The following is a 23,689-nucleotide window of genomic DNA, read 5'->3' as shown; positions in this document are numbered from 1 at the left end:
CATGAATAATTCGGGTTAATTTATATCTATACATTTATTATAATTTATGATACAATGTACGTCAAATACATATAATCTATATTTTCTATGCAGTAAAGCTATAACCAGCGTATAAAAAGGAGAGATTACCAATGGATTTAAAAGAAGCCCGATACATTCTTGCCATTTCAAGAAATAAAAGCATCAGCAAAGCTGCAGAAACACTTTTTATTTCCCAGCCGTCCCTTAGCAAATATTTAAAGAATTTAGAGCAGCAGCTGGGAACCCGGTTATTTGACCGGGTGGGAAGCGGTTATTTTCCCACTTATATCGGAGAACGTTATATTCATTATGCGGAAAAGATTGTGGAATACGGCATGGAATGGAATATTGAATTCGATGATATTATGCACCATAACCACGGCCGTCTAAACATCGCCCTTCCCATCATGCTTGGGAACAGCCTGATCGGTCCCACTCTGATGAAATTCCACACGCTCTATCCTCACGTCACCGTTAATATGATGGAGGAAGTCAATTTTGTAGCCGAGCACACCTTAACGGATCACACGGTTGACTTAACCTTTTATAATGTGCATGAATTTCCAACTGACTTAGATTATCAGATCATCGGAAAAGAGGAAATGGTTCTTGTGCTATCCGCTGACAATCCACTGTCAGAAAAAGCAATAAAAAAAGAAGGCTTTCAATATCCGTGGATTGATTTAAGCCTTCTGTCTGAGGAATCCTTTATTTTGCTTTATCCCGATCAGAACACAGGGGGAATCGCATTAAGGCTCTTTGAAGAATATGAGATGGAACCAAGGATTCTTCTCCATACCCGCAACAGTGAGATGTCTATCCGCCTGGCCATGGAGGGTCTGGGAGCCGCATTCGCACCGGAAAGCTACTATCACTATTTGAGAAACAGAGAGCCTTCCTCCTCTGTGTGCCTTTCTGTGGGAAAAACGCGAAACGATAATACACTGATCGCTGCCTATCAGAAAAACCGGTATTTGCCCAAGTATGCCAAAGCTTTTTTGGATATTCTCACAGAATATTACGAAACAGAACACGCTTCCTGCTTTGTAATCTAATAAAAAACGCGTCCGGAGACCCGGACGCGTTTTTTATACAGTCATTAAAACAACACCAAATGTAATTAGTAAATCTAAAATTATGCACACAGCAGTAACACCTATGGTAAAAGGAACCAGATTCTTTCTTTGTGGTGTAACAGATCTGCTGATAATAAGAGTGCTTGACAGCAGTCCCAGAAGCATTCCGATTAAACCGCATGATGCCCAGCCGCCTACAATCAGAATTGCAGACAACAGGTAAGCCCACTTAGGTATATTTTCAAAAGGAACATAAGGTTTCTTTGAGTTTACATAAACCCCATCCACAGCCAGGTCAATTTTATTGCCAATTGCTGTAAGGTGGACTGTTGTTCCATCCAGATTGATCGGAAAATCAAAAAGCCGGATAAACATACTGTTGTTCTTCACTGGGGTTGAAACACCGTCAACGACTGCCTTTCCCTTAAACACTCCTGTCTTAAACGAAATCTCATGATTTATTCCGTTTACCGTAACATTCCATTTGTTTCTCATACGTATTTTCTCCATCTGTTTATTGATTATATCGAAACAGCAGAAGGCTCTGCTACTCAATACCTGCCGCAATCAGCTGTAATTTCCCAGCCGTCTGTGGATCTAAATCTCCTGAATACTCAAGTCCCTCCGGTGATTGATCATAAAGAACTTTGTATAAGACACACGCAGAAAGATAGGTACCTGCAGGGGATGGATGATTTTCATCTTCATCCCATAATTCAATCTCCGGAAACTGTGATGCGCAGCGCATGAAAGCAATTCCTGCAGGAGCCAGCAAGGCATCCAGTTCCTTTGCAATATCAATATAATGACCTGCAATTTTTGTCTGCATTTCAGCTCTTGATTCCTTATATTTAAGTCCTGGCAAAAAATCAATTGAAATTCCTTCTTTAAAAGCCCAGGTCATGAGAAATACCGGCTCTCCCTGAGCCTGACGGATCATAGTGTCAAGGGTCCTTGCTGCGGGATACATCACATCTTCCCCCATTGTGGCAATTCCGCTTTGCTCCTGTAATATTACATAATCCCAGGTATAGTTTTCCAGCGCATCATACACCTGGCTCCCCACCTCATCCTCACGGTCTGCAAAATACTCCAGACGATAGGAACCTTCTGTCAGTTCATAGACCTCCGGCATATATCCGCCGCTTTGACTCAATTGCGTAAATACAGAGGGAAGGTCATTATAATAAGTCATACTGTTTCCCAAAAACAGGACGGAAGGCTGTTCTTTTACCGGATCTGGTTTCTTTAAATTGAGATCCTGCGTAAAATCCATAGGCTGTACTCTGTTTTTCTTAATCGCGCCGGATATCAGCAGATATCCCGCCAAAAGAATTGCTGCCAATACTGCTAAAATAACGATAACTATCTTTTTTAATGCAGATGATTTCATACTCCAACTCCTCTATTTTTGTCTCTTACTTTTATCGGCATAAATAAGAAATAGTATAGCAATATTTGCATTTTTGTTACTTTTTAGTACTTTTAAACAAATTTAAATGCGTTTTCGTAACCTAAAATTCATAGTAATTTACTATATTTTACTGTTTTTTAAACCAGTTAAAAACCAACCAGCCCACTAACGTCCCTAAAGTATTCATGATTACATCATCCAGTTCGCAGTTCCCTCTCTGGGTCATGTATTGAACTGTTTCAATAAAAATACTCAGCAAACAGCCCGATAAGATGCAAATCAGGCTGTTTCGGGCTTTTGGAAAGCATAAGGGTAATAATATCCCAAAAGGTATGAATAACATAAGATTTTCAATTACATAGACATGGGAACGCAGTGATGTGCCCCATGTACCCATCACTGCCAAATTTACTTTATTCCTCGATAAGGAAGGTCTGCAAAAATAAACCGTTCTTGCAAGTACCACTAAGTATGCCACCCAAAGAAACAGGCTGATGCTGTCCTTTTCTCTTTTCCGTTTTTTTCCCAGACAACACCTTATCCATTTCATAAAGATATATGCCGCAATGGCTGCTCCAATTCCCGATATTAAATAGGAAACCGGTTGTTTCATATCTTCTAAAATATACGTAATCAATTATATTGGTCCTCTTTCTATGACGTATTATAGCTTCTTCTTTGTAATTCTTTCAATGGTACCCTTAAACCGGCTGATTTTATGTTTTAATCCAACTCGTTTTCCATAGGATTTCAAAAGCTCAGCACTATATTTGGGATACCTTTTCCCCATTACTTTTAAAGCCAGTATGGTTGTTCCCATTGTTGTACGTCTCTCATACTGATAAGACTGATACAAAGGCAGTTCCTTTTCAAATTCAGGGTAATCTGATTTCGTCAGATAACCGGCTTCCGATGCCATAAAAAACAAATCTTTTCCACACTGGTTCCTGCAAAAGACAACATTTCTTCCCGCAGCTTCCGAAAACAGCGGCTTGTTATCTTCTCCCAGATACCAGGCATCTCCGCAGCTGATATCCGCCATTTCTCCGACCCCATCCAGACAGAACCGGCACATTTTGCGTATATCCCGGCCAAGCGTATCCCTCCACGCACTTCTGTAATCCAATTGAAACGTCACACCGTGACGGTCAATGGCCGTTGCATAGCCAGGCCACCCATCGCCCCGGTACCTTAAATAAACACACCCCTCTTTCCCGCACCCCATCTTATCCAAAAGCTGGATATTAGCTTGTTCACTTGGTGCACCCGCACAAAAAAATGAAAACATATATTTTATATGATCACTGACCCTTTCATCTATTTTTGCAAAATTGCGCAGAGCAGTCACATCGCAGGGCTTTCCTACAAATGCATATGTTTCATCTCCATTTAAATAATCATTTATATCCCATAACGGAGCTGAAGCCGAGTATCTTGAACCGCAGCAATCCAGTATTTCTTCCCGTGTTCTGCTTAAGGAGGTCTTCGTACCGATTGGATTGTCCGGATCCATTTTCGTCTGTATAATTCCATCCACCATTTGATTATCCAGCAAAAATAAGCACAATGAAGTCAGAACACCTCCGCTGGAGGCCTCAAACCAGATAGACTCATCTGTCGAATGTGACAGATAGACACCGGTATTACGCCCCCATACAGTTCCCTTTTCCAACTCCCGGCACTGCATTCCGCCGGCCGGACAAACGTTATCACAAAATGAATGAAAGGCTTTGTCATTGCTGACCGCGTTTAAAAATCCGTTCTTATCTTTTTCCCATTGTGCTTTCTTTTGCGATATGCACAAACCGCAGCCTGTACAGAATTCCGTATACATCTCATCACTCCTCTCCATAAAGCAGCGTCTTAAGGTTATCTTTTAATTGATTGGTTTTTTCACTTGCCAGCCTGTTGCACGCAATGACCTCTTTTTTAAGTTCCCCATGCTTCTCTATCCAGTCCAGGGTTTTTTCTATTGCTGATTCAGTGGTATCCGAGCATCCATGTATGACCCTGCCATACCCCAGGCTGTCAAATAATCCTTCAAACTTCCGGCTGTAAGAAAACGGGACGCAGGCTACATTTGCGGAAAATGCCCCGATTGCCGCATGCATGCGTGCCGCAATAAACCCATCCATGCGTGCAATATGCGACTTTACTTCCATAGGTGTGGTAAAATCATCAATCACAGCCAAAGACGGAAATTCCTTTTTTAATGCATTTACTGCAATCAGATCATTATCCACATTCCGGGTTTGATAAGACAGAACATGGGGAATTAAAAAAACTTTGTATTTTTTCAGGAGACTTCGTATAACCTCCCTGCAATATTTTTGATAATCCACAGTGAGTCCGAATTGATTGTCTCCGGTGTAACCTCCATTCCACAGCAAACCGGAGGGATTGAATCCAATGCTTACGATATTATTTTTATGTTCACTTTTTGTATAGGGCAGAGCAAATGCCACATCTGTAGTCAGGACCGGTTTTCTTCCGCTTATTTTCAGCGTATAATCTGCTGATATCTGGTCACGGGCATAAACCTCTTTGCAGCCATTTATGACCTTTACAGCCATATCCCTGACATCTTTATCCTGAAACGGACCGATTGTCTGGCTACCAAGCACCAGTGGAATTCCCATATCAATGATTTTCTGTTTTAAAGCAGTGCGTACAAAAAAACGCCTGCGTCCATAGATATCTGTAAAACTGTCTCCTGCAGTAAAATCAAATACAACATCGCATTTCTTTACCTCAGATGAAATCATGTATTTACCCCAGACAATTTTATAAAAGCAAAATCCAATGTTTAAATTTTTATAGGTATACTTTGGCAGAAATTCCCTCATACACGTTCTGTAATTTCCTTTTGCTTTTAAAAATTTCTTTGCCGGAAACGTTGATATTATGGTTATTTCTATTTTATCTTTCTGCTTTTTTGCGATCTCATCAATGAGATTTAAAAAAGCATAGGAAAGAGCTTCACAGCCCTTATTGCCTGCATGAAACAGCAAACCTGATATTCCAATTTTCATATGTATTACTCCCCGGCCTTTCACTTATTTTTTCAGCATCTTAACAATTTCTTTTCTTTTTATTACCATTATCAATCCAAGTACTGCGATCAAACTGTAACGGATCATCATGTAGCTGTAAATTTCTGAGATAATTACCGTAATCAAAACCACAAAACAGGACAAACCTAATATTCGTTTATTATCATAGACATGACTAAAACCTAAATGCCTCACACAGCAATAATGAAAAAATGCCAGCAGCCCATAGCAAACCAGTGTTGTATATCCTGCTGCAACAAATCCGAATTCAGGAATAAATATATAATTTAGAACTAAATTTAAAACTGCAACCGAGCATGTGGCTGCCATTACTGTTTTTGTTTTTTTCAAATACAGTTCCAGCCTCATATATAAAGAATAACAGGCTGTAAAAAATACTCCTGCTGCCACCGATGGAATTACATAAATTCCGCTGTGATAACTTTCAGGCGCTAAAATGCAGATAATTTCAGGTGCAAATAAAGTACATAATATGGTAAGTCCGGAAAAAAACAAAAGTACCTGATTCCCTCTTACTTTGATTGACTGGTAATTTTCCCGTTCCATCTGCTGATAGATCCAGGGAGCATACGATGCATCTACCGCATTCCAGAAAATCAGCATGATACCCGCCACTGTATAAGCTACATTGTAAACAGCGGTTGCACTTGTATTAATCAATTTGCTGATCATGATCCGGTCCGAGCTTGAAAGAACATACATGGACAAATAATGGGGGATCAACGGCAGATTAAATTCCAATGCATATTTCCAATAAGCGAATTTTATTTTCCCCTTTGCTTTTATTATTATGGAAATAAAAAAGAAAACACCGATGCCTATGGAAACAGACTCAGCTGCCATTACTTTTGTTACGGCCTTATACTGATCAGATGCCATCAGTACGCAGACGACCGATAACACGAATGAAAGCAGGGATGTCACTATGGTAACAGCAGTAATCCCTTTATATCGATACTCAAACCGCTGCTTTCCCATCCAGTAATTATAAGCCGGGGTAAAAATAAAGTATAAAAGCATTACCGCCATAAGACTGACAGGCATATCAAACAGAGGATTTAACCACCTGTAAAACAAAAAATAAACACCCATACATAGAAACGTACACAGATTAGCCAGGCACATGATGGAATATGTAAACGATTCCCTGTCCTTTTTAAAATCGATCATTCCATTATTAAAAACACCGCTGGCCATATTTAACGTGGCAATAATATAGAGCACGCTTTGCCAGGAAGTAAACGTTGAGATGATACCGTATTCCGATGATGACATAATTCTGGTAAAAACAGGCCCGCTGATCATGCTCAGGCCTTTTTGAAAAAATTTAGCAAATATCATCGCCATGGAAGATTTCGCAACCGGAGACATGGCATTCCATTTTTTTTTATATTTCACTAGATAATTCATCATTCTCAGGTTCTCCTCGTTTTGTAAGCTGGCAATGGACAAAAAATAACGATAATATAAGAAACAACATCCGAAAATCATCTGATGCAGCAAAAGACAGACCGCTTATAAAGTAAATAACGGCTGTAGTCAAAATCATGAAACCAAATGTACATTTCCCGCCTTTTAAAGTAAGATTATTTTCCATGTTTTTCCACAATCTGGAGATAATACTGGTTAACATAAACAGATAACTGGTTAAACCTGCCAAACCATACCGGTATAGATGTACTAAATATTGGTTTTCAATTGAAGTCTTAATCATTCGTTTACCGGTTAATGTCATAAAAGCATATTCGAACGGGCAATTCGGACCTAATCCGAATAAAATTTTGTCTTTCACTGCTTCAAATATCCAGGTATATAATAAAAATCTCTGCCCGATCCCATTTGCATTGGAACCAAAGGAATCTGATATTTCATTTGCAGTTTCATAATCATACAAAGCAACAAACATGGAAATAAATTGATTTAAAAAATGATATACAACCGGGATATTAACCAGCAGAACCACAGCCGTTACTGCTGCCATAACCTGCACAAAATGTTTTTTTATAAATTGAACCATTCCCGATTTTAGTAACCAGATGAACTGCAGTAAGATTGTACATAAAATAATTGATCTGGTCAGCGTTGCAAGTATATTAAGGAGTACTAACCCGTAAATAACCGCATATCTTTTTTTGTGAGCCTCTTTCTGCTGCATTTTCCATACAACAATTGGTAAGCACAGCATCAGAAATGCACCATTATTCGTAAAATTTGTACTTGAACCATAGCTTCTGTATAAACCAAATCTGTATCTTTGATATCCGGCAGAATGTACCAGATCCCATATATTAAATCCGGTTAAACACTCAAGAATTCCCAGCGCTGCATATATGGATAAAAAAAGCAGAAATACATTGATGAACTTATTTATATCCTGTTCATTCTGCAATAAATTATATATCATAAACAAAACCAGGCATGTATCAATGAAATAACCAAGGCCTGTAGAAAATTGTAAATGTACAAAAGAAATAATCCCGGCAATTACAAAATATAGTATCATGGGAATATCAATGATCGTATTGGATATGGATAGTTTGCCTTTTCTAAGTATGAGACAGAGAACAAAGACAAATAAAATTACGATCCGATAACTAAATGCACCGAAAAAATATAATCGCCTCGGCAGAAACATAACGAGAAACGCGAAAACATCGATGGTGAAATTTTTTAATAAAAATTTATTGCCCATTATAGCCATTACAATTTTCCTTTTCTTCATATGTAGTTAAAATCTTCAAATAGCTTTTCAGGGAATTGATACAATTTCTATACACAAACCCATTCTTTTTATGACTGCTTTTTAATACAGAATCCGTGGAAGCATCTTCTTTATGGTAAATAGTGATTTCAGGACAATATATGGATTTCAGATTATTTTTCATTAAATGCAGGAAAAGAATATCTTCTTCCATATATAGAAACGTACTGGGATCCAGCCCTTCAAATCTGGAGCTGTATTTCCGGGAAAAAACCATAAAGCAGCCATGAATTCCCACATTTTCATGGGAAACCAGACGTTCTTCCACAGAAAACTGGGGTATATGCTCATGAAATTTTGACATCATCCACCGGTAGTACTTATCAAGACCAAGGAAGTTTAATCTTAATAAACGGTAATATCTCCGGACCGAGCGCCTGGCCCCCTGCACCGTAAGCAGTTCCTTACGCAGAGGTGAGGAACAGATGCTGCCTTCACCGGTTATAATCATGGGTCCCAGAACAGCATAATCCGTCTCCTCATATTTCTGCTTTAATTTTTTATAAATCCAGTTCTCAATTAAATGGACATCATTATTCATTAAAACAAGAAATTCCGGATGAAACTTTTCTTTTGCGTAAGAAAATCCTATATTATTGCCCCTTGCAAATCCAACATTAACATCACTGTGAAGCAAAATTATATCAGCATCCATCCCCAGAATCACATTCAGTTCTCTCCATGAATCATCCGGGGAACAATTATCAACAATAATTATTTTATAGTTACCCGTATCAATATATCTGCGTATGGAGGCCACAGAGCTGATTGTCATATTGATCGCAGTATAGTGAAGAATCACAAAAACAATATCCATATATTATCTCACCGCCTTAAAATCTGATTATATACTTGTTCAAATTTATCTATCTGCCGGTCTATATTATAAATATCAATGGTTTGCAGTATGGAATTAAAATACTTTTTATAACGTTTACGTTCTGTCAGATTATCCATTAATTCAGCCAGACGGCCGGCATCTCCGGCTTCATAAGTTTCCCCGCCATGTGTATTTTCTAAAATTTCAGGCATTCCGCCGCAGCGGCCGGCAATCACCGGCAGACCGTATTTATTTCCCTCTATCAGTACCCGTCCAAACGGCTCCGGCCATACAGATGGAACGATAAGGATATCGCTTTCTTTATATTTTTCCGCCAGCCTTTCATTGTCAAGCTTTCCACAGAATACAATGCGGGGATTTTGTGCAGCGCATTTTTTCACATATTCCTCCATTTCCCCATTTCCGCAGATATAAAGCTCACAATCTTTGTACTGCATGCTTTCAAAAGCCCGGATCATATGTTCAATACCTTTAAAATACACAAGACGTCCTGCATACATAAACTTAATGCGGGGTGATGTACGATCCTGCTTTTCTTTCATGATTGCTTCTGTCTCACTGTGATTTATGGCTACACTGTTAAAAATGCATTTCTTTACTCCGGCACGTTTAAAACAACCGGCTGCAAGGGAGGTTTCAAGGGTATATCTGGAAGGAGCGGTAACACAGGAAACATATTCTGTAAAGGAACGCATATAGAACCTGTGTATCAGCCGTATTAAAGGATTGGCTTTATGACCATACTGAACCGGAGATACAATGGCGATGTCCCTGATGGTATGTACAATGGGAATTTTATTTTTATATGCAGCTTTCCAGATCAGGTACGACATCCCATAAATGGTATTGGTATGAACAATATCCGGTTTAAACTCATTGCAGACAAATTCAAAATCTTTACTGCATTTCACATTGCAATAGCAGAGTAACTTTTGCTGGATTTTTTCAAATTTACCCACGTTTTTTTTATCATAGCTAAACCGGTACAAATTAAAATCATTGGTTGTAAACCGGTATATCTTAACACCATTATGTATAGCTGTTTCACAATGCCCATCTCTGGAATCCACGCTGTAAATTCCAACTTCATGCCCTTTCTTTACAAGCCCCTCAGCCAGCAATTTAACGCTTTGTTCTGCCCCGCCCTGCATATTTGGATAATAAAATGTATTTACAATTAGAATCCTCATAGTACGTTCCTGTCCCTTTCATGCGTTTTTTTATTACCGTATTTTTCCCCGCCGTTTCTTTCGATACAAATGTATGAAAGGAGTTTTTCTTACAACCTTTTTAATAAGAAACACAACTTTATATTTCATGCCATAGTTTATATACTTCTTTATGACGGCTTCAAAACCGGTCTGATCATAATCTTTCCAGAATTCATCATAAAGCTCTGGTTTCTCTGTCTGCCTGCTGAGATTATGCTGGTATTTCCTGTATTCCTGGCTTTTCACCTCCTCCAAAAACAATTCCTGGTTCTTTTGTGCCATATCTGACAAGCCCTTTACTAATTCCATTCCGTTTTCTGTATTGACCAGCATGAGAGATACACCGTATTTCCATGGTATTGCAGTATTCATGTTTTCAATTCCCCAAAAATCTCCCAAAGTGATGTCACCTGGCCTGTCCATGTTGGAAAACGGACAGGAAAAGCAGGCTTTGGCCGTGATATAACCGGACATATGCAGACGGGAGAATACAGACAGTAATGCCGTATTCTTTAATACCACCCCATTATCAAAACATGCACGGGCCGGGTATGCCTTCCAGCCCTCCGGCTTATAACGGAACGAGTATTCTTTTAATCCTGCATGAACCTTTTTTTCCAGCCACTCTTTATAATCGTTCCATACCCGTGTTTTTGGTGTTCCATGACAAATCAAATCAACCGTAAAAAGCCGGTCTTTTGTTATTCCTTCCCTGTCAATATAAGTTTTTAGCGCTGCAACCTGGCATGGAGTACCGGAAAACAATACAAAACAGCCATTTTTCAATTGACTGGCAATCTCAAAGTAACAATCTTTACAGTCACTTTTCACATATTTAGAACCTTGAAAAATACTGCATTCTTTAGCAGAAGTAACACCCGTATGCCGCACTTTCAGGCTGCTTGTCAGTTCAGCGCCGTAAATATATTTTTTACGGTTTTTATGTAAGAGCTCAAATGCATTGCAAAGCCCTGTAAATGCACCGCCGGAAGTACTTCTCATCACTTCCGTATCCGTATTTTTAAAAGCATATACCAGTTTTTTCATCAGACACCACCAACAATCATGCCATTCCCAAAGCCTTTTTCAAATAAGACTTTGATTTCATTCTTTTTTCCCTTATTATGTCATCAACTATGTTCCAGTCTATGGCTTTCATACTTAATATGTCTCTCACTGTCGCATTATCTTCAAGCATTCTTGGGGATATTTGGAGCATATTCTGCAAATCGGTTAACCGGTTCATCTGGTGTGCACCGATTTTGGGAAACAAATAAAATTTCCTGTGATACAGGCAGCTGAAAATCATACAGTGGAATGAATCTGTAAATACAGCCTCCGCATGCCGAATGACACTGATAAAGTCAGAAGGAGACGCATCCCAGTATTTTATATCACCAAATTTTCTATCATATTTATTGATATGTTCATTATCCAGAAAAGGCATTGTTACTATTTTTAAATTGATAAAACCAGCATACAGTTCTATTAATTTCCGCTGCTGCTTTGTCCCTCTTAATAAATAGACAAAGATATATTTTTCCGTAAAACGCCTGGGAGGACAAATATGATCCCAAACAGAACGTTCCGCCAGAAGTGTGGGATCTAAAACGGTTTCACAGTCTTCTGTTCCCATAATGGAAGAAATCAGATTGCGTCCGCTTTCCTCCCGGCAAGAAACTGCATTGAATGTGTTTAAATTGTCTCTGATCATTTTTCTCTGTTCTTTTGTAACCTGATCAATTCCTATACTGGGCGCATATGCAATTTTTAATTTGCCAGTCTTTACAAATGTCAGCCAGTAAATACTGTCTAAAGAGGCCAATTCCGGATTCCAGATCTGATCACTGCCGCAGATAAACCCATCGTAGCATCCATTAGCCGAGTCAATATAATTCACCTTATATCGCTTATCGGATATCTTAAGCTCCTCATCCACAAACTTCTGAAGTGCCCGATTACGGTCCCTCAGTTTTTTAGTGCCAAATTTCCACACAATCCTGTGAATGGTTTTCCTGATACCAAAGGTCTTGATTTTATGGTAAAAATTATCCACGGAGGCTACTTTCCCGCTATACTGATTCAGTATTTCATAATCAATATTTTCAAATTCATTCATTACACGTTGCAGAGCATATGCCTGCAGTACAGAACCATAGTTGTTTCTCCACCAAGTTAAACCTGCTATTTTCACGGCAACCTCCTTATGTTCCTGCATGTGAAATATCGAAATAGATTTGAACCAATTGTTTTATATTTTCATTCAAATCGTATGATTTGTGTTTTAAAGTCCTGATACACAGCTCACTGGTTTTGCATCTGTTTTGTTCTCTGTTTTTTATATCCTCAATTGCACGGCACCAGGATGCCATGTTCCCTAACGGCAGATACCTGGTCAATCCCATATCCGCTTCACCTGGTACCGCATCTGAAGCAATGCATGGCAGGCCCCCAGCCTGAGCCTCTAATAGCACCATTCCCAGCCCTTCCCACTTTGATGGAAAAACGAAGCAGTCCATGGCATTTAACAGATTTTCCACATTCTTATGCTCACCCAGCAGCATGACATGTTCCTCCAGTTTCAGATCTGAAATCAATTGCTCCAGATCCGGCCGCAATGCACCTTCTCCTATACAAATCAGCTTGCTATCCGGCATATGGTCATGAAATTCTTTAAAAACCCGCACCAGATACTCATGATTTTTCTGTTCATTGATCCGGCCTATATGACCGATTACAAATTGATTTTCCAAACCCAGTTTTTTTCTGTTTCTATTTCTTTTTAATTCATCGAAGCGAAACACTTCCGTATCAATCGCATTATTTAAAACAGTATAAGATCTGCCTTTGTACAGCCAGTTCCCTGCTTCTTTACTGCAGGCCAGTCTGATTGTGCTTAATCTGTAAAACAGCGGAAGCAGCAGACTGTTTAAAAAAGGATTGTTACAAGTTGTGTTATGACAATGCACAATCCGTTTTTCAATCCCGCAGTTCTTTGCTAATACAAGTTCAGGCAGCATCATTGCACTGTTCCCATGAATATGGACACAATCAAAATGTCCATTTTTTAAAAGAAGCTTTAATTGTTTAAAATATATCCTGGAATCAGCCCTTCTGCTGGCCAGCCTGTAATAAACAAGACCGGATTGTTTCAATTCTTTCTCCAGTTCCGGATGCAGATCAAATACTGCATATTGTAGTTCCAGCCCCGGACTGTTTATCCGAAAGCAATAGTTCCGAATAACGCAGGCAATTCCCTGATAGGTAAATGGCGTTGTATTAATTACTAAAACCCGCAAACAGAGACCTCCTTCTAATTCACACTTTTCAGTATTTGAACAAGCTTTCCCGGAAGAAGTGCTTTCAGTCTTTCCTTCAAGCAGACTCCCACCTTTAGATTATCTATAAACTTTTCGTCCTGGATTCTCTCATAAAAACCATCCCTTCCTGGAGGTCTGCCGGTCGGATGCTGCAAGTTTCCCTGCTTTTGAAGAATTGCCTCCAGATTGGTTTCTATTACACTGGCCTGTCCTTTCACCCTTTCAAATAATTTATTTCCCTGCAGAGAATTGATCAGAACGGCCGAAACTCCTGCTGCCGACGCAAATCCGGGATTACTTTTTTCCACCCCCCAGAAATCCCCCACAGTAATATCACCGACACGGTCAGTATTGGCATATCTGCATTCATAACAGCACTCCCGGTAACAATCCCCATTTATAAAGTGCTTTCCGTATTTATCAAGAGAAAGGAGGTTCGTCTCTGTTTTGGTCTTTGTCTTTAACAGATACTGGGTGCCCCAACCCCGTTTCTCTTTTGAACGGAAATTAAAATACTCCAGCTTCTCTCCAAGCTTTTTTTCCTGATACTCAAAATACTTTCTTAAAAATTCCGGTGATGGGACTCCATGGCAGATAAGATCCAGAGTAAACAGATTATCATAGGATCTGACTCCCAGATACTGATACAGTCCGGCTGCCTGACAGGGCGTACCTGTAAACAGAACGAACCTTCCTTTATCCAGTTCATGTTTTACTGATTTATAACAATCATTTACATCTGACTGAACATATTTTGATGACTGTATGCGGTATAGATCCTCTGCCTTATCAACCTTTATGTGCTTTACTTCCAGTTGTTCCGTATAAGCACAGCCATAGACTAAGCCTCCCGCCTGAATGACAGAACGGGCAAACAGGTCTGAAGCACCCCCGGAAGCGGATTGTAAAATCCGCTTTTTATCATCATTCTTGAGTCCTAATATCCGGACCGGTCTGCGCCCCTGGGGCTTAAAATCAAAAGCCGGACATTTCTTTAAGCATACTCCGCATTCGATGCATAGAGTCTCATCTACGAACGGATATAAAAAGCCTTCCTGATCCGGCTGAAAACGTATGCATGTCTGAGGACAGGACTGCTCACAGCTTCTGCAGCCAACACACGCCTTCCCGATTTTCATTATATTATCCATGCTTTTCCTCACCGTAACAGCCAATCTGCTTCTTCAGATAATCCAGAGTTTTCACCCGCTCCGCATTTATAATCTTGTCAACCGCTGTGTAATCAATTGCTCTTTCCAAAACTGCTTCAATCTCATTGACAGTTCCAGCCACCCGGTCAGGAAGTCCGGTCCTCTCAAGCAGATCACTCAGTTTTTCCTCATTTCCGTAGGAATTACCTGTACTCTTACAGATTACCGTTACAAATTTCCGTTTTGTTATGATAGAAAATATGGTTCCATGAAAGGTATCTGTAATAACCGCTTCTGCATTCTGAAAATATGCCAGAACATCAAACGGAGAACAATCGATGAAATGATCCGCACATCTGTGGATTCCGCCAAAGGAATAAACCTTTATTCCCTTCTTTTTTGCGTAAGCAATAATCCAGTCATTTATTTCTCTGGAAATTCTTCCGGAATACGCATAAAGAATCAGATACCGTTCCTTTGTCTTTATTTGGGGAATCAGCCCGCACTCTCCTATGTAGTCATACGCCAAAACAGGGTCCAGATGATATTCCGGTGTTACACCCGTTAATTCCCTTACTATGCGGCCTGAGTTTCTGTCACGGACCGATATCGCATCAAATCTTTTTAAATACCAGCCGATCTCCCTGTCCTTGTGATACTGTCTTAATTTTTCCATTGTTGTATTTCCAAAAGAAGCTGCATAGGTCAATAATTTTTTTGCCCTCTGGTTTTTTCCAAATAATTCCAAAGAATAGCCAACATTGGGATTGGACTGAATGCAATTGAAAACCTCATCACTGCCGATCACCAATGCATCTAATTCCGGCAGGTAATTCATTTCCGGCCTAATTCCAAGAATAGGCAGATACTTTCCGGCATATTGCTTTTTATATAAAACAAACTGAATCCGGTGCTTCCATGGAGCATCATACTGAAATGCTTTAAACACCTTCCGGACTTTAAAAAATGGTCCCGGCATTTGAAACCGTGATTCGGAAATTAACGGTTTTCCTGTGTGATAATCCACAAACTCCACATTATGCCCTGATTTTTCCAGAAGCATCTTTAGTCCATAAGCCTGTAAAAAAGAGCCGTAATTTACAATTCTCTGCATGGATAAAATTCCTACTTTTGCCATTGGTCAGTCTCCTGGTCGTTTCTGAACAATCCCTTTACAAGCAGTTCCACCTGTTTATTGAATGCTCCGTTATTACTCATAATTCCTGCCGGCATACTGGAAATAATGCTGTCATATCTTACAATCACATCTGCAAGCTCTGAGATATTATAAACAGGAATGATGTTTCCGTATCTCTCCTTAACCGCTTTAGTAAACTGGGCCTGATGATTGTTTACATGCTCATGAAACTCATATTGTCTCGGCACCACTACCGGAATTTTTCCGATCTGAAGCGGCATAATAAAACTGGCCGGGCCGCCGTGTGTAATGACGATTCGTGCATGTTCAACATTCTTCACCATGTCGTCATAAGGAAGCAGCTTATGCCACTCACAATACCGGGGCTCATAGGTACTGTAACCGGTTTGAATGATTACATCTTCCAGGATGATCCCAGTTTCTTTTAATCTGTCAATTTCTTCAAGCAGCCTGTTAAATGGCTGTTCATGTGTCCCAACCGTCGCAAAAATCATTCATCTGCCCCCTGTAAATAATTAAAATATGCTCCCCAGGTTAATTGCCTTTTTATATATTTTTTTCATCTCCTCCCACTGGACAATAAACTTATCCGTGATCGGATATACCATTTTACCGGTCATGGTAGACTTATCGATCCGGTCATAAACCTCAATATATATCAGCCTTGCTCCGAACAGCTTTCCTATATAGAAGAACGGAACTGCAACAGCTGCCCCCGAAGAGATGATGATATCCGGCTTTTCTTTCCGGATGGTCTTCCAGGCAAGCCGCGTATTAATGACCAATGCTTTTAAGCTGCGGTTTGTAGGATAATAACAGGATATTATTTTTTCATCCTTTAACAGACTTTTTGCATCGTCTTTATTAAAAGTTACCCAAAACCGCTCTTTGTCCTGCCAAAATGATTTCAGCATATATAAATGAGTCAGATGACCGCCTGATGATCCCACAAGGCAAATTTTCATAGTTTCTTTTCTCATTTTCCCATCTCCCGATTATCATCAATCTCTTCTATATAAGTCTCTTGTATATACCTTCTCCTTCACATCATCCAATACGGAATCATAGCGGTTTGCAATGACTGCACTGCTCATTTTCTTAAACTTGGCCAGGTCATTCAGAACCAGACTGCCAAAGAACGTACTGCCGTCTTTGAGCGTCGGTTCGTAAATAACCACTACCGCTCCTTTTGCCCGGATGCGTTTCATAACTCCCTGAATGCTGCTTTGCCGGAAATTATCAGAATCAGCCTTCATCGTTAACCGGAATATTCCAATAACAACCCGCTTTTCTTTACCGGCATCAAATCCGGTATTATCTGCGTATGTATAATACCCGGCCTTTTGAAGAACCCGGTCTGCAATAAAGTCTTTCCTCGTTTTGTTTGCTTCCACAATCGCACTCATAATATTCTGGGGTACGTCGTAATAATTAGCCACAAGCTGTTTCGTATCCTTGGGCAGGCAGTACCCGCCGTAACCAAAGGAGGGATTATTATAGTAATTGCCGATTCTGGGATCCAGTCCCACTCCCTCTATGATGTGCTGCGTATTCAGCCCCCTCATCTCAGCATAGGTATCTAATTCATTGAAGAAGCTGACTCTGAGAGCCAGATATGTATTGGCAAAGAGCTTCACGGCTTCCGCCTCCGTTAAATCGGTTAAAAGGATGGAAATATTGTCTTTGACTGCTCCCTCTGCCAGCAATCCGGCAAACGTCTCTGCCGCTTCCTTAAGTCTTTTGTCCTCCTTGGGCGCACCCACAATAATCCTGGAAGGATACAGATTGTCATAGAGTGCCCGTCCTTCTCTTAAAAACTCAGGACTGAAAATAATATTCTCACAATTATATTTTTCTCTTATAGATGTTGTATAGCCTACGGGAACTGTGGATTTAATCACCATAATTGCATCCGGATTGGTCTTTATGACCAGTTCGACCACCGCTTCTACAGAACTGGTATCAAAGTAATTCTTTACCGGATCATAATTTGTCGGGGTGGAAATAATGACGTAATCAGCATCCCTGTATGCAGCAGCCCCGTCTGTTGTTGCTGTTAAATTTAATTTTCCTGCCGCCAGATATTCTTCAATCTCTTTATCCATGATCGGGGATTTCCTGTTATTAATGTCAGCAACCTTTTCTTCTAAAATATCTACTGCCTGTACCTCGTTGTGCTGCGCCAGTAAAATTGCATTGGATAACCCCACATACCCTGTACCGGCAACTGCTATTTTATGCATCTTGTGCACCTCCATTTATCTGGCATTATTGAACTCTATAGAGTTCCACCAGCTCGATTATTCCAGAACCATCTGACTGTTTGATACAGATCCACACTGTATTTCCCTTCCTCAATCAGACGGGTTATCTGATTTTTCACCTCTTCTTTATCTTCCTGATAGGTAACACCAAACCATTTGTCACTGGTTTTTAAAACCGCCACCTTTGCCTTCCCCCGTTTTATCAGGTCATCCATCAGTACCGGAAGTAAATACTCTTTCTTTTTTTCACCATCATTCATGCTTTTTAAGAATTGAATAAATCCGGCTTCCAGATCTGTAAATAATCCGGGAGTCACCCCCCACATATTCATAGATACCAGATTATCATCAGATAAATTTATCTGCTTCCCGCTTTCATCCTCGCCTTTGACCGTTCCGTCTGCCTGTTTCTTAATATGAAATGTTTCAGTCACAGACGACAGATTTCCTGCTTCATCGATTGAGCAGATACCTCTCGTTACGTCACCATTGGGACTTAACGTATTGCCCAGCATGAAACCTGCCATACAAAAGCTTAAGGGGATTGACTCTTCATGGGTGACCAGATAATCGTGTATTTTAATAAAAGCCTCTTTACCGTAATAATCATCCGCATTAATTACTACAAACGGCTCCTTCAGGATTCCTTTGCACACCAATACTGCCTGTCCTGTCCCCCATGGTTTTTCCCTTCCTTCCGGCAGGAAAAATCCCTCGGGCAAATTGTCCAGTTCCTGAAAAACATATTCTACTGGAGCCAGTTTCTCAATTCTTTTGCCTATTGCCTCCTTGAATTCTTTTTCAATATTTTTCCGGATAATAAAAACAATTTTGTTAAAACCGGCTTCCAGGGCATCAAAAATGGAATAATCCATAATGATTTCTCCATTTGGTCCAACGGGCTCCAGCTGCTTGATTCCGTTTCCATACCTGCTTCCGATTCCCGCTGCCATAATTACAACTGCTGTATCTCTCATTTTTTCCCTTCCTTCCATTTATTCAGCTCCCTTGTGAAGCATAACTACAATTACTGTCTGACTCAGAATCCGTAAATCTGACCAGATGGACCAGTTATCAATATAGTTTAAATCCAGGCTTACTACATCTTCAAAATCCTGAATATCACTTCTGCCAGTCACCTGCCACAAGCCGGTAATTCCCGGTTTCAGGCTCAGCCGGCGTTTATGGTGCTCCTCATACTTCACAAATTCATCCATGGTGGGCGGTCTTGTACCAACCAGGCTCATATCCCCTTTCAGAACGTTAAAAAACTGGGGGAATTCATCAATGCTGGTTTTTCTGATAAACTTACCTACTTTTGTAATCCTTGGGTCATCTTTTAATTTGAACATGAGGCCATTCATCTGATTTTTGCTCATCAGTTCCTTTTTTCTTTCTTCCGCATCCATATACATGGACCGGAACTTGTAAATTGAAAAAAGCCTTCCGTTTCTCCCTACCCGGGTCTGCTTAAATATGACCGGACCAGGTGATTCCATATAGATGGCCGGTACAACCAAAATCCCCAGAATTATTGTAAAAACCGCTCCCACTATCCCGCCCAGGATATCCAGCAAACGTTTCAGAATTAATTCCGATGGTTCAAACACCCTTGTACAATAGGTAAGGACCCGTTCTCCTCCAAAATTATTAATTACCTTTTCTCTTTCACTCAGGCCAAATGTATTTACAGTTACATGAGCAACAATTCCAAGTGTTTCAAGACGGGTGATTAAATTATCTAAGTACAGCCTGCTGTTATCCGGTATACTAATCAAAGCTTCATCGACTACCTGCTTTTTTAAATACTCTGCAACGCTGTCCCGGCTCATGACCATATAATTTCCTTTCTCATCCTTTTTCACCAGATAGAGCTCTGTCTTCGGGTCTTCTCCCGATTCCTGATCCGCATCCACAATTGCTACAGCCACCACATCACAGTCATATGGCATTGAATTTACATACTGATTCATCACCTTTAATTCATTGCTTCTATTTGCATAAATCAGCAGCTTTTTCCGGTTTTCCGGCTTATGGTAATGGGAAATCAATAAATATTTACAATACATTCTTCCAAGAACCATACAGAAATAATTGAAAAAGAAAAACAGCAGATAAAAAGCTCTTGAAGACCGCCCCCCCAGCTTTGAAAGATATAAAATGAACGCCAGTACAAGAGCTATATACATATTGATCAGAAATATATTTTTCAGTTCATTCCACAGGGAGCGTTCCATGAAAGGCTTACCGGACTGGTAGAACATGACCACAGTTAAATATGCAAAAATAACGAGAACCGCCCCATACCAGCGCCCGATTATAAATTCTGCTGACTGCAGGGAAGCAAACTTTGCAAGCATCGCCAGAACATAGGAGCATACAATGGCTGCAAAATCTATGAATATGTAAAATATCCGGTTTTTACTCAGCATGTGTCCACCTTCCCATCTTCCAGGTTCCGTTCACTGATTTTCCTTTTCCCCATAAAAGCAGCAGCGCATAACTGCTGATGATAAGAAGAACTTCACATGCAAGAATATCCCAGTGGTACTCAGACTGAACCAATATCTGCTGAGGCTTTATTTTGCTGTAAATCTGAATTGCTGACCAGGCTATTACGCCTATAGCCGCCGCTACCATGATCCAGTATCTGATCTTTCTGCCCATAACCTCCCCCTCCTTTATCAAACTGTTATTATTCACTCTCCTGGAGTTCATCCTCATATTTTCCGTATTTTTTGTATTTTCCATAATATCTGCCGCTATCCAGATTGACATTATTCAAAATCACTCCCAGAATACGGCAGCCGCTTTTCTCCAGCTGTTTTTTTATCTTCTGTTCTACGCGGTAGCTTACCTTTCCGCTTTCAATAACAAGAACCGCTCCGTCACAGTGGTTTGCAATGATGGCTCCGTCAATCAGATTCATCATGGGAGGTGTGTCAATGATAATATAGTCATATTCTGCTCTTGCAGCCTGTATCAGCAGAGAAAACACAGGTTCCTCCAGAAGCTCTGCCGGATTGGGAGAATAAGGACCGGAAAATACAATATTTAAGTTATTTAAATTCGTTTCATATATAATCTCTTCTTTATTTTTTTGCCCGCTGAGAAATTGGGATAATCCATTCACTTCTTTATCAAGCTGATATCTTGAAACCAGGACCGATTTTCTGATATCTGCATCAATTAAGAGAACGTTCTTTCCAATTTGAGCCAGAGAGGAAGCCAGGGAAAAAGACATACTGGATTTTCCTTCATTTGGAACTGCACTTTCTAACATAATGACCTTTATATTACTGCCGCAAAATTGAATATTGGTTCTTAAAGTCTTAACCGCTTCCTCATAGTTATAATTTCCTTTCTTTAGATTTGCCAGGTTCACTGAATTTCTCATGTTTTATTATCCCCTCCTTCTTTTTGTCCGTTTTTTTCTTCCAGAATTTATGTGTTATTTTTTTGGAAGGAGAACCTTCCCGGTTGGGAACAACAGCAAGTACTGTCAGCCCCAGATAACGTTCGACATCCTCTTCGGTGCGAATAGTATCATCTATGATTACGCCGGCTGTCAGCACTGCTAAAATAAAGAACATACCGGCTGCAGCTCCAATCATGGCATTTTTTTTGTTATCCGGTCCGGTCTTGACCGATGGTACTTCTCCGTCTTCAAAAATTTTCGGCTGCACCATTTCCATCATGTCACCAATATAGTCAGATGCAGTCAGCGCGATTTCGTCTACGATTTTTTTTGCCCGTTCCGGATCCGTATCCTGGACTGCCAATGTCAGTATGCGGGTATCTGTGGGATTGGTTACACTGATTCTTCTCTTTAAATCTTTATATGACATGTTAAGCCCCAGTGATTTTACTACCTTTTCCATTACCGGCCGGCTGGTTATCAGGATTTTATAGTCCTTAGTCAGCTGACTGCCAACCTGCAAATCAGCCAGCGAAGTCATTGAAGTTTCCTTTGAAAGGACATAGAGCATAGCCGTAGATGTATACTGAGGCGTTAAAACATATCTGCTGTAAACTCCTGCACCAACGCCGGATAACAGGGTTATAAGAATAATCAGCCACAGCTTCCGCTTTAATTTGTAAAACAATTCCAATAAATCAATTTGAATCTCCTGGTTATCATCCATGTTATTTGTTCTCATTTGCACTCCTGTTTATTATTCTCTTTTTTCAGTAAATTCAGGGCATAACTGCCTGTCAGACTTTGATACATTTCCAGACTGCAGTTTTTTTTAATCCATAGCAATGCTCTCTCTATCTCAGGTGTCCTTTCCTTCAGGTGATGCATATCGGTTCCCAGCATGTGTATGTGTCCCTGCTGTATCTGAAGCCTGCACCAGCGGACCTGTCTGTTAAACAGGCTTCCGGTAATACTGCAGTAATTCATCTGCAGTATGCATCCGGAATTGATCAGCTCCTTTACCCTTCCATTCTCACGCAGGCAGAGGTAACGCTCCATGTGGGCAAGTATGGGAACGTAACGGGCCAATATTATTTTCCGAAGGCCCTGGAACAATCTGGAATAGGAAACCATAGGCGGAAACTCGATCAGCACATAATGACTTTGGCACATGGTAAGCGCCTTTTTTTCTTTTAAATCCTCCAATATATCTTCATAGTACAGAATCTCCTGTCCCAGATATATGTTGAAACGTTTATGTATTTTATGGGCTTCCCGCTGCAGCTTTCTGCTTAATTCCATAATCTGTTTTGGATCTTGTCCCCTTTTATAATGAGGAGTAACTATAATCTTTCTAATCCCATGGCTATAAGCCATCTTAAGCATAGCCTTCGCCTCTTCCATATCGGCAGCCCCGTCGTCAATTCCGGGAAGGACATGCGCATGAATATCAATGATTTCCTGCATCTCATCACTCCTTTTTGTTACAGTCAATAATCAGCGCTGGTGTACTCTTTCATAAATAATAAAAGAGGTAACATAATGTAAATTATGTTACCTGAACAGAGCATATTTTTTAATATTGGATAAAAATGGTATGTTTTTAGGTAAATAAAAAAGCATGAATTTAGATTTTCATGCCTTGGCTAATACCATACCTAGTTTTTATTGAGATTAATTACCATTTATTGCCAATTTATACAAAAATTTCTAATTTTCTCTTGTAAATCTTTAGAATATGTATTATATTAAATATGTAGTAAGATTTTATTTGCGGCATTCCTAGCAATTGCAAACATAATTTACATTCTGTTTCTTAAATTTACTGTAATCATACACCAAACCAAGCTTTGATATGAGCTTTTGATGTTAATCCTCTGTAGTTGCCGTATAAATCAGTGTGGTTTCAATGCTGGATTGGCCAAGGTACTCAGCCAGGCGTAATAAATTCTTTTCCAGGCTATAAAAAATAAACGCAA

At 39.9% G+C, this 23,689-nt stretch carries 24 protein-coding genes; 1 reads left to right on the top strand and 23 read right to left on the bottom strand.

Translation table 11 applies throughout. From position 1 onward, the window contains the following. Positions 1-131: 131 nt before the first annotated feature. Positions 132-1,076: a LysR family transcriptional regulator gene (locus tag DS742_RS23150; protein ID WP_117419326.1), complete on the top strand. Its 945-nt coding sequence runs from the start codon at positions 132-134 to the stop codon at positions 1,074-1,076. Positions 1,077-1,109: 33 nt separating this feature from the next. Here DS742_RS23150 and DS742_RS23145 read toward each other — a convergent pair whose 3' ends face one another. The 23 genes from DS742_RS23145 to DS742_RS23035 form a co-directional block, all read right to left on the bottom strand. After that, complete coding sequence (locus DS742_RS23145) at positions 1,110-1,592, bottom strand: hypothetical protein (RefSeq protein WP_117419325.1); 483 nt, start codon at positions 1,590-1,592, stop codon at positions 1,110-1,112. 52 nt (positions 1,593-1,644) lie between these two features. Further along, positions 1,645-2,490 (bottom strand): SGNH/GDSL hydrolase family protein, encoded by an 846-nt coding sequence (locus tag DS742_RS23140; RefSeq protein WP_117419324.1) that lies wholly within the window; start codon positions 2,488-2,490, stop codon positions 1,645-1,647. 148 nt (positions 2,491-2,638) lie between these two features. After that, positions 2,639-3,148, bottom strand: a complete 510-nt coding sequence (locus DS742_RS23135) for a VanZ family protein (RefSeq protein WP_242996704.1) — start codon at positions 3,146-3,148, stop codon at positions 2,639-2,641. A 27-nt stretch (positions 3,149-3,175) separates the two neighbouring features. Further along, complete coding sequence (locus DS742_RS23130) at positions 3,176-4,345, bottom strand: Coenzyme F420 hydrogenase/dehydrogenase, beta subunit C-terminal domain (protein ID WP_170313556.1); 1,170 nt, start codon at positions 4,343-4,345, stop codon at positions 3,176-3,178. Between the two features lie 4 nt (positions 4,346-4,349). Next, a complete protein-coding gene (locus tag DS742_RS23125; RefSeq protein ID WP_117419322.1) occupies positions 4,350-5,543 on the bottom strand; it encodes a polysaccharide pyruvyl transferase family protein in 1,194 nt (397 codons plus the stop codon). 24 nt (positions 5,544-5,567) lie between these two features. Then, positions 5,568-6,998 carry a lipopolysaccharide biosynthesis protein gene (locus DS742_RS23120; RefSeq protein WP_170313555.1) on the bottom strand — a complete coding sequence of 477 codons (1,431 nt, stop codon included), beginning with the start codon at positions 6,996-6,998 and terminating at the stop codon, positions 5,568-5,570. Next, positions 6,973-8,286, bottom strand: a complete 1,314-nt coding sequence (locus tag DS742_RS23115; protein WP_117419320.1) for an O-antigen ligase family protein — start codon at positions 8,284-8,286, stop codon at positions 6,973-6,975. Before DS742_RS23115 ends, DS742_RS23120 begins: the two co-directional genes overlap by 26 nt. Beyond that, positions 8,267-9,163 carry a glycosyltransferase gene (locus tag DS742_RS23110; RefSeq protein ID WP_117419319.1) on the bottom strand — a complete coding sequence of 299 codons (897 nt, stop codon included), beginning with the start codon at positions 9,161-9,163 and terminating at the stop codon, positions 8,267-8,269. The genes DS742_RS23115 and DS742_RS23110 overlap by 20 nt, the downstream gene beginning before the upstream one ends. An 8-nt stretch (positions 9,164-9,171) precedes the next feature. Continuing rightward, a complete protein-coding gene (locus DS742_RS23105) occupies positions 9,172-10,377 on the bottom strand; it encodes a glycosyltransferase family 4 protein (RefSeq protein ID WP_117419318.1) in 1,206 nt (401 codons plus the stop codon). Between the two features lie 33 nt (positions 10,378-10,410). Continuing rightward, a complete protein-coding gene (locus tag DS742_RS23100) occupies positions 10,411-11,445 on the bottom strand; it encodes a Coenzyme F420 hydrogenase/dehydrogenase, beta subunit C-terminal domain (protein WP_117419317.1) in 1,035 nt (344 codons plus the stop codon). A gap of 16 nt (positions 11,446-11,461) precedes the next feature. Next, positions 11,462-12,592 carry a polysaccharide pyruvyl transferase family protein gene (locus tag DS742_RS23095; protein WP_170313554.1) on the bottom strand — a complete coding sequence of 377 codons (1,131 nt, stop codon included), beginning with the start codon at positions 12,590-12,592 and terminating at the stop codon, positions 11,462-11,464. 10 nt (positions 12,593-12,602) lie between these two features. Further along, positions 12,603-13,697 (bottom strand): glycosyltransferase, encoded by a 1,095-nt coding sequence (locus DS742_RS23090; RefSeq protein WP_117419315.1) that lies wholly within the window; start codon positions 13,695-13,697, stop codon positions 12,603-12,605. A gap of 14 nt (positions 13,698-13,711) precedes the next feature. After that, positions 13,712-14,869 (bottom strand): Coenzyme F420 hydrogenase/dehydrogenase, beta subunit C-terminal domain, encoded by a 1,158-nt coding sequence (locus tag DS742_RS23085; protein WP_117419314.1) that lies wholly within the window; start codon positions 14,867-14,869, stop codon positions 13,712-13,714. After that, positions 14,862-16,007, bottom strand: a complete 1,146-nt coding sequence (locus tag DS742_RS23080) for a polysaccharide pyruvyl transferase family protein (RefSeq protein WP_117419313.1) — start codon at positions 16,005-16,007, stop codon at positions 14,862-14,864. The genes DS742_RS23085 and DS742_RS23080 overlap by 8 nt, the downstream gene beginning before the upstream one ends. Next, the gene (locus tag DS742_RS23075; protein ID WP_117419312.1) at positions 15,995-16,522 is read right to left on the bottom strand and encodes a glycosyltransferase; all 528 of its coding nucleotides are present in this window, start codon (positions 16,520-16,522) and stop codon (positions 15,995-15,997) included. The genes DS742_RS23080 and DS742_RS23075 overlap by 13 nt, the downstream gene beginning before the upstream one ends. A 21-nt stretch (positions 16,523-16,543) precedes the next feature. Then, positions 16,544-16,993 (bottom strand): PssD/Cps14F family polysaccharide biosynthesis glycosyltransferase, encoded by a 450-nt coding sequence (pssD, locus tag DS742_RS23070; protein ID WP_117419328.1) that lies wholly within the window; start codon positions 16,991-16,993, stop codon positions 16,544-16,546. 36 nt (positions 16,994-17,029) lie between these two features. Continuing rightward, a complete protein-coding gene (locus DS742_RS23065; protein WP_117419311.1) occupies positions 17,030-18,271 on the bottom strand; it encodes a nucleotide sugar dehydrogenase in 1,242 nt (413 codons plus the stop codon). A gap of 35 nt (positions 18,272-18,306) precedes the next feature. Continuing rightward, positions 18,307-19,269 carry a nucleotidyltransferase family protein gene (locus DS742_RS23060; RefSeq protein ID WP_117419327.1) on the bottom strand — a complete coding sequence of 321 codons (963 nt, stop codon included), beginning with the start codon at positions 19,267-19,269 and terminating at the stop codon, positions 18,307-18,309. Positions 19,270-19,287: 18 nt separating this feature from the next. Continuing rightward, positions 19,288-20,724 carry a sugar transferase gene (locus DS742_RS23055; RefSeq protein ID WP_117419310.1) on the bottom strand — a complete coding sequence of 479 codons (1,437 nt, stop codon included), beginning with the start codon at positions 20,722-20,724 and terminating at the stop codon, positions 19,288-19,290. Next, positions 20,714-20,959, bottom strand: coding sequence for a hypothetical protein (locus DS742_RS23050; RefSeq protein ID WP_117419309.1), 246 nt, complete (start codon positions 20,957-20,959; stop codon positions 20,714-20,716). The genes DS742_RS23055 and DS742_RS23050 overlap by 11 nt, the downstream gene beginning before the upstream one ends. Positions 20,960-20,987: 28 nt before the next feature. After that, positions 20,988-21,689, bottom strand: a complete 702-nt coding sequence (locus DS742_RS23045) for a CpsD/CapB family tyrosine-protein kinase (RefSeq protein ID WP_117419308.1) — start codon at positions 21,687-21,689, stop codon at positions 20,988-20,990. Continuing rightward, a complete protein-coding gene (locus DS742_RS23040; RefSeq protein WP_117419307.1) occupies positions 21,643-22,452 on the bottom strand; it encodes a YveK family protein in 810 nt (269 codons plus the stop codon). The genes DS742_RS23045 and DS742_RS23040 overlap by 47 nt, the downstream gene beginning before the upstream one ends. Next, entirely contained in the window at positions 22,449-23,177 is a 729-nt protein-coding gene (locus DS742_RS23035) for a CpsB/CapC family capsule biosynthesis tyrosine phosphatase (protein WP_117419306.1), read from the bottom strand. Before DS742_RS23035 ends, DS742_RS23040 begins: the two co-directional genes overlap by 4 nt. Between the last annotated feature and the right edge of the window lie 512 nt (positions 23,178-23,689).

The organism is Lacrimispora amygdalina (assembly GCF_003432035.1).
Taxonomy (GTDB): Bacteria; Bacillota; Clostridia; order Lachnospirales; family Lachnospiraceae; genus Lacrimispora; species Lacrimispora amygdalina.
The sequence above is the reverse complement of the archived record's forward strand: the minus strand, read 5'-3'. Positions and strand labels throughout refer to the sequence as shown.

Excerpts from the sequence above, each read along its gene's own strand:
- DS742_RS23150 (WP_117419326.1), top strand. The coding sequence starts at position 132 with ATGGATTTAAAAGAAGCCCGATACATTCTTGCCATTTCAAGAAATAAA.
- DS742_RS23145 (WP_117419325.1), bottom strand. The coding sequence starts at position 1,592 with ATGAGAAACAAATGGAATGTTACGGTAAACGGAATAAATCATGAGATT.
- DS742_RS23140 (WP_117419324.1), bottom strand. The coding sequence starts at position 2,490 with ATGAAATCATCTGCATTAAAAAAGATAGTTATCGTTATTTTAGCAGTA.
- DS742_RS23130 (WP_170313556.1), bottom strand. The coding sequence starts at position 4,345 with ATGTATACGGAATTCTGTACAGGCTGCGGTTTGTGCATATCGCAAAAG.
- DS742_RS23125 (WP_117419322.1), bottom strand. The coding sequence starts at position 5,543 with ATGAAAATTGGAATATCAGGTTTGCTGTTTCATGCAGGCAATAAGGGC.
- DS742_RS23120 (WP_170313555.1), bottom strand. The coding sequence starts at position 6,998 with ATGATGAATTATCTAGTGAAATATAAAAAAAAATGGAATGCCATGTCT.
- DS742_RS23115 (WP_117419320.1), bottom strand. The coding sequence starts at position 8,286 with ATGGCTATAATGGGCAATAAATTTTTATTAAAAAATTTCACCATCGAT.
- DS742_RS23110 (WP_117419319.1), bottom strand. The coding sequence starts at position 9,163 with ATGGATATTGTTTTTGTGATTCTTCACTATACTGCGATCAATATGACA.
- DS742_RS23105 (WP_117419318.1), bottom strand. The coding sequence starts at position 10,377 with ATGAGGATTCTAATTGTAAATACATTTTATTATCCAAATATGCAGGGC.
- DS742_RS23100 (WP_117419317.1), bottom strand. The coding sequence starts at position 11,445 with ATGAAAAAACTGGTATATGCTTTTAAAAATACGGATACGGAAGTGATG.
- DS742_RS23085 (WP_117419314.1), bottom strand. The coding sequence starts at position 14,869 with ATGGATAATATAATGAAAATCGGGAAGGCGTGTGTTGGCTGCAGAAGC.
- DS742_RS23080 (WP_117419313.1), bottom strand. The coding sequence starts at position 16,007 with ATGGCAAAAGTAGGAATTTTATCCATGCAGAGAATTGTAAATTACGGC.
- DS742_RS23075 (WP_117419312.1), bottom strand. The coding sequence starts at position 16,522 with ATGATTTTTGCGACGGTTGGGACACATGAACAGCCATTTAACAGGCTG.
- pssD (WP_117419328.1), bottom strand. The coding sequence starts at position 16,993 with ATGAAAATTTGCCTTGTGGGATCATCAGGCGGTCATCTGACTCATTTA.
- DS742_RS23065 (WP_117419311.1), bottom strand. The coding sequence starts at position 18,271 with ATGCATAAAATAGCAGTTGCCGGTACAGGGTATGTGGGGTTATCCAAT.
- DS742_RS23060 (WP_117419327.1), bottom strand. The coding sequence starts at position 19,269 with ATGAGAGATACAGCAGTTGTAATTATGGCAGCGGGAATCGGAAGCAGG.
- DS742_RS23055 (WP_117419310.1), bottom strand. The coding sequence starts at position 20,724 with ATGCTGAGTAAAAACCGGATATTTTACATATTCATAGATTTTGCAGCC.
- DS742_RS23050 (WP_117419309.1), bottom strand. The coding sequence starts at position 20,959 with ATGGGCAGAAAGATCAGATACTGGATCATGGTAGCGGCGGCTATAGGC.
- DS742_RS23045 (WP_117419308.1), bottom strand. The coding sequence starts at position 21,689 with ATGAGAAATTCAGTGAACCTGGCAAATCTAAAGAAAGGAAATTATAAC.
- DS742_RS23040 (WP_117419307.1), bottom strand. The coding sequence starts at position 22,452 with ATGAGAACAAATAACATGGATGATAACCAGGAGATTCAAATTGATTTA.
- DS742_RS23035 (WP_117419306.1), bottom strand. The coding sequence starts at position 23,177 with ATGCAGGAAATCATTGATATTCATGCGCATGTCCTTCCCGGAATTGAC.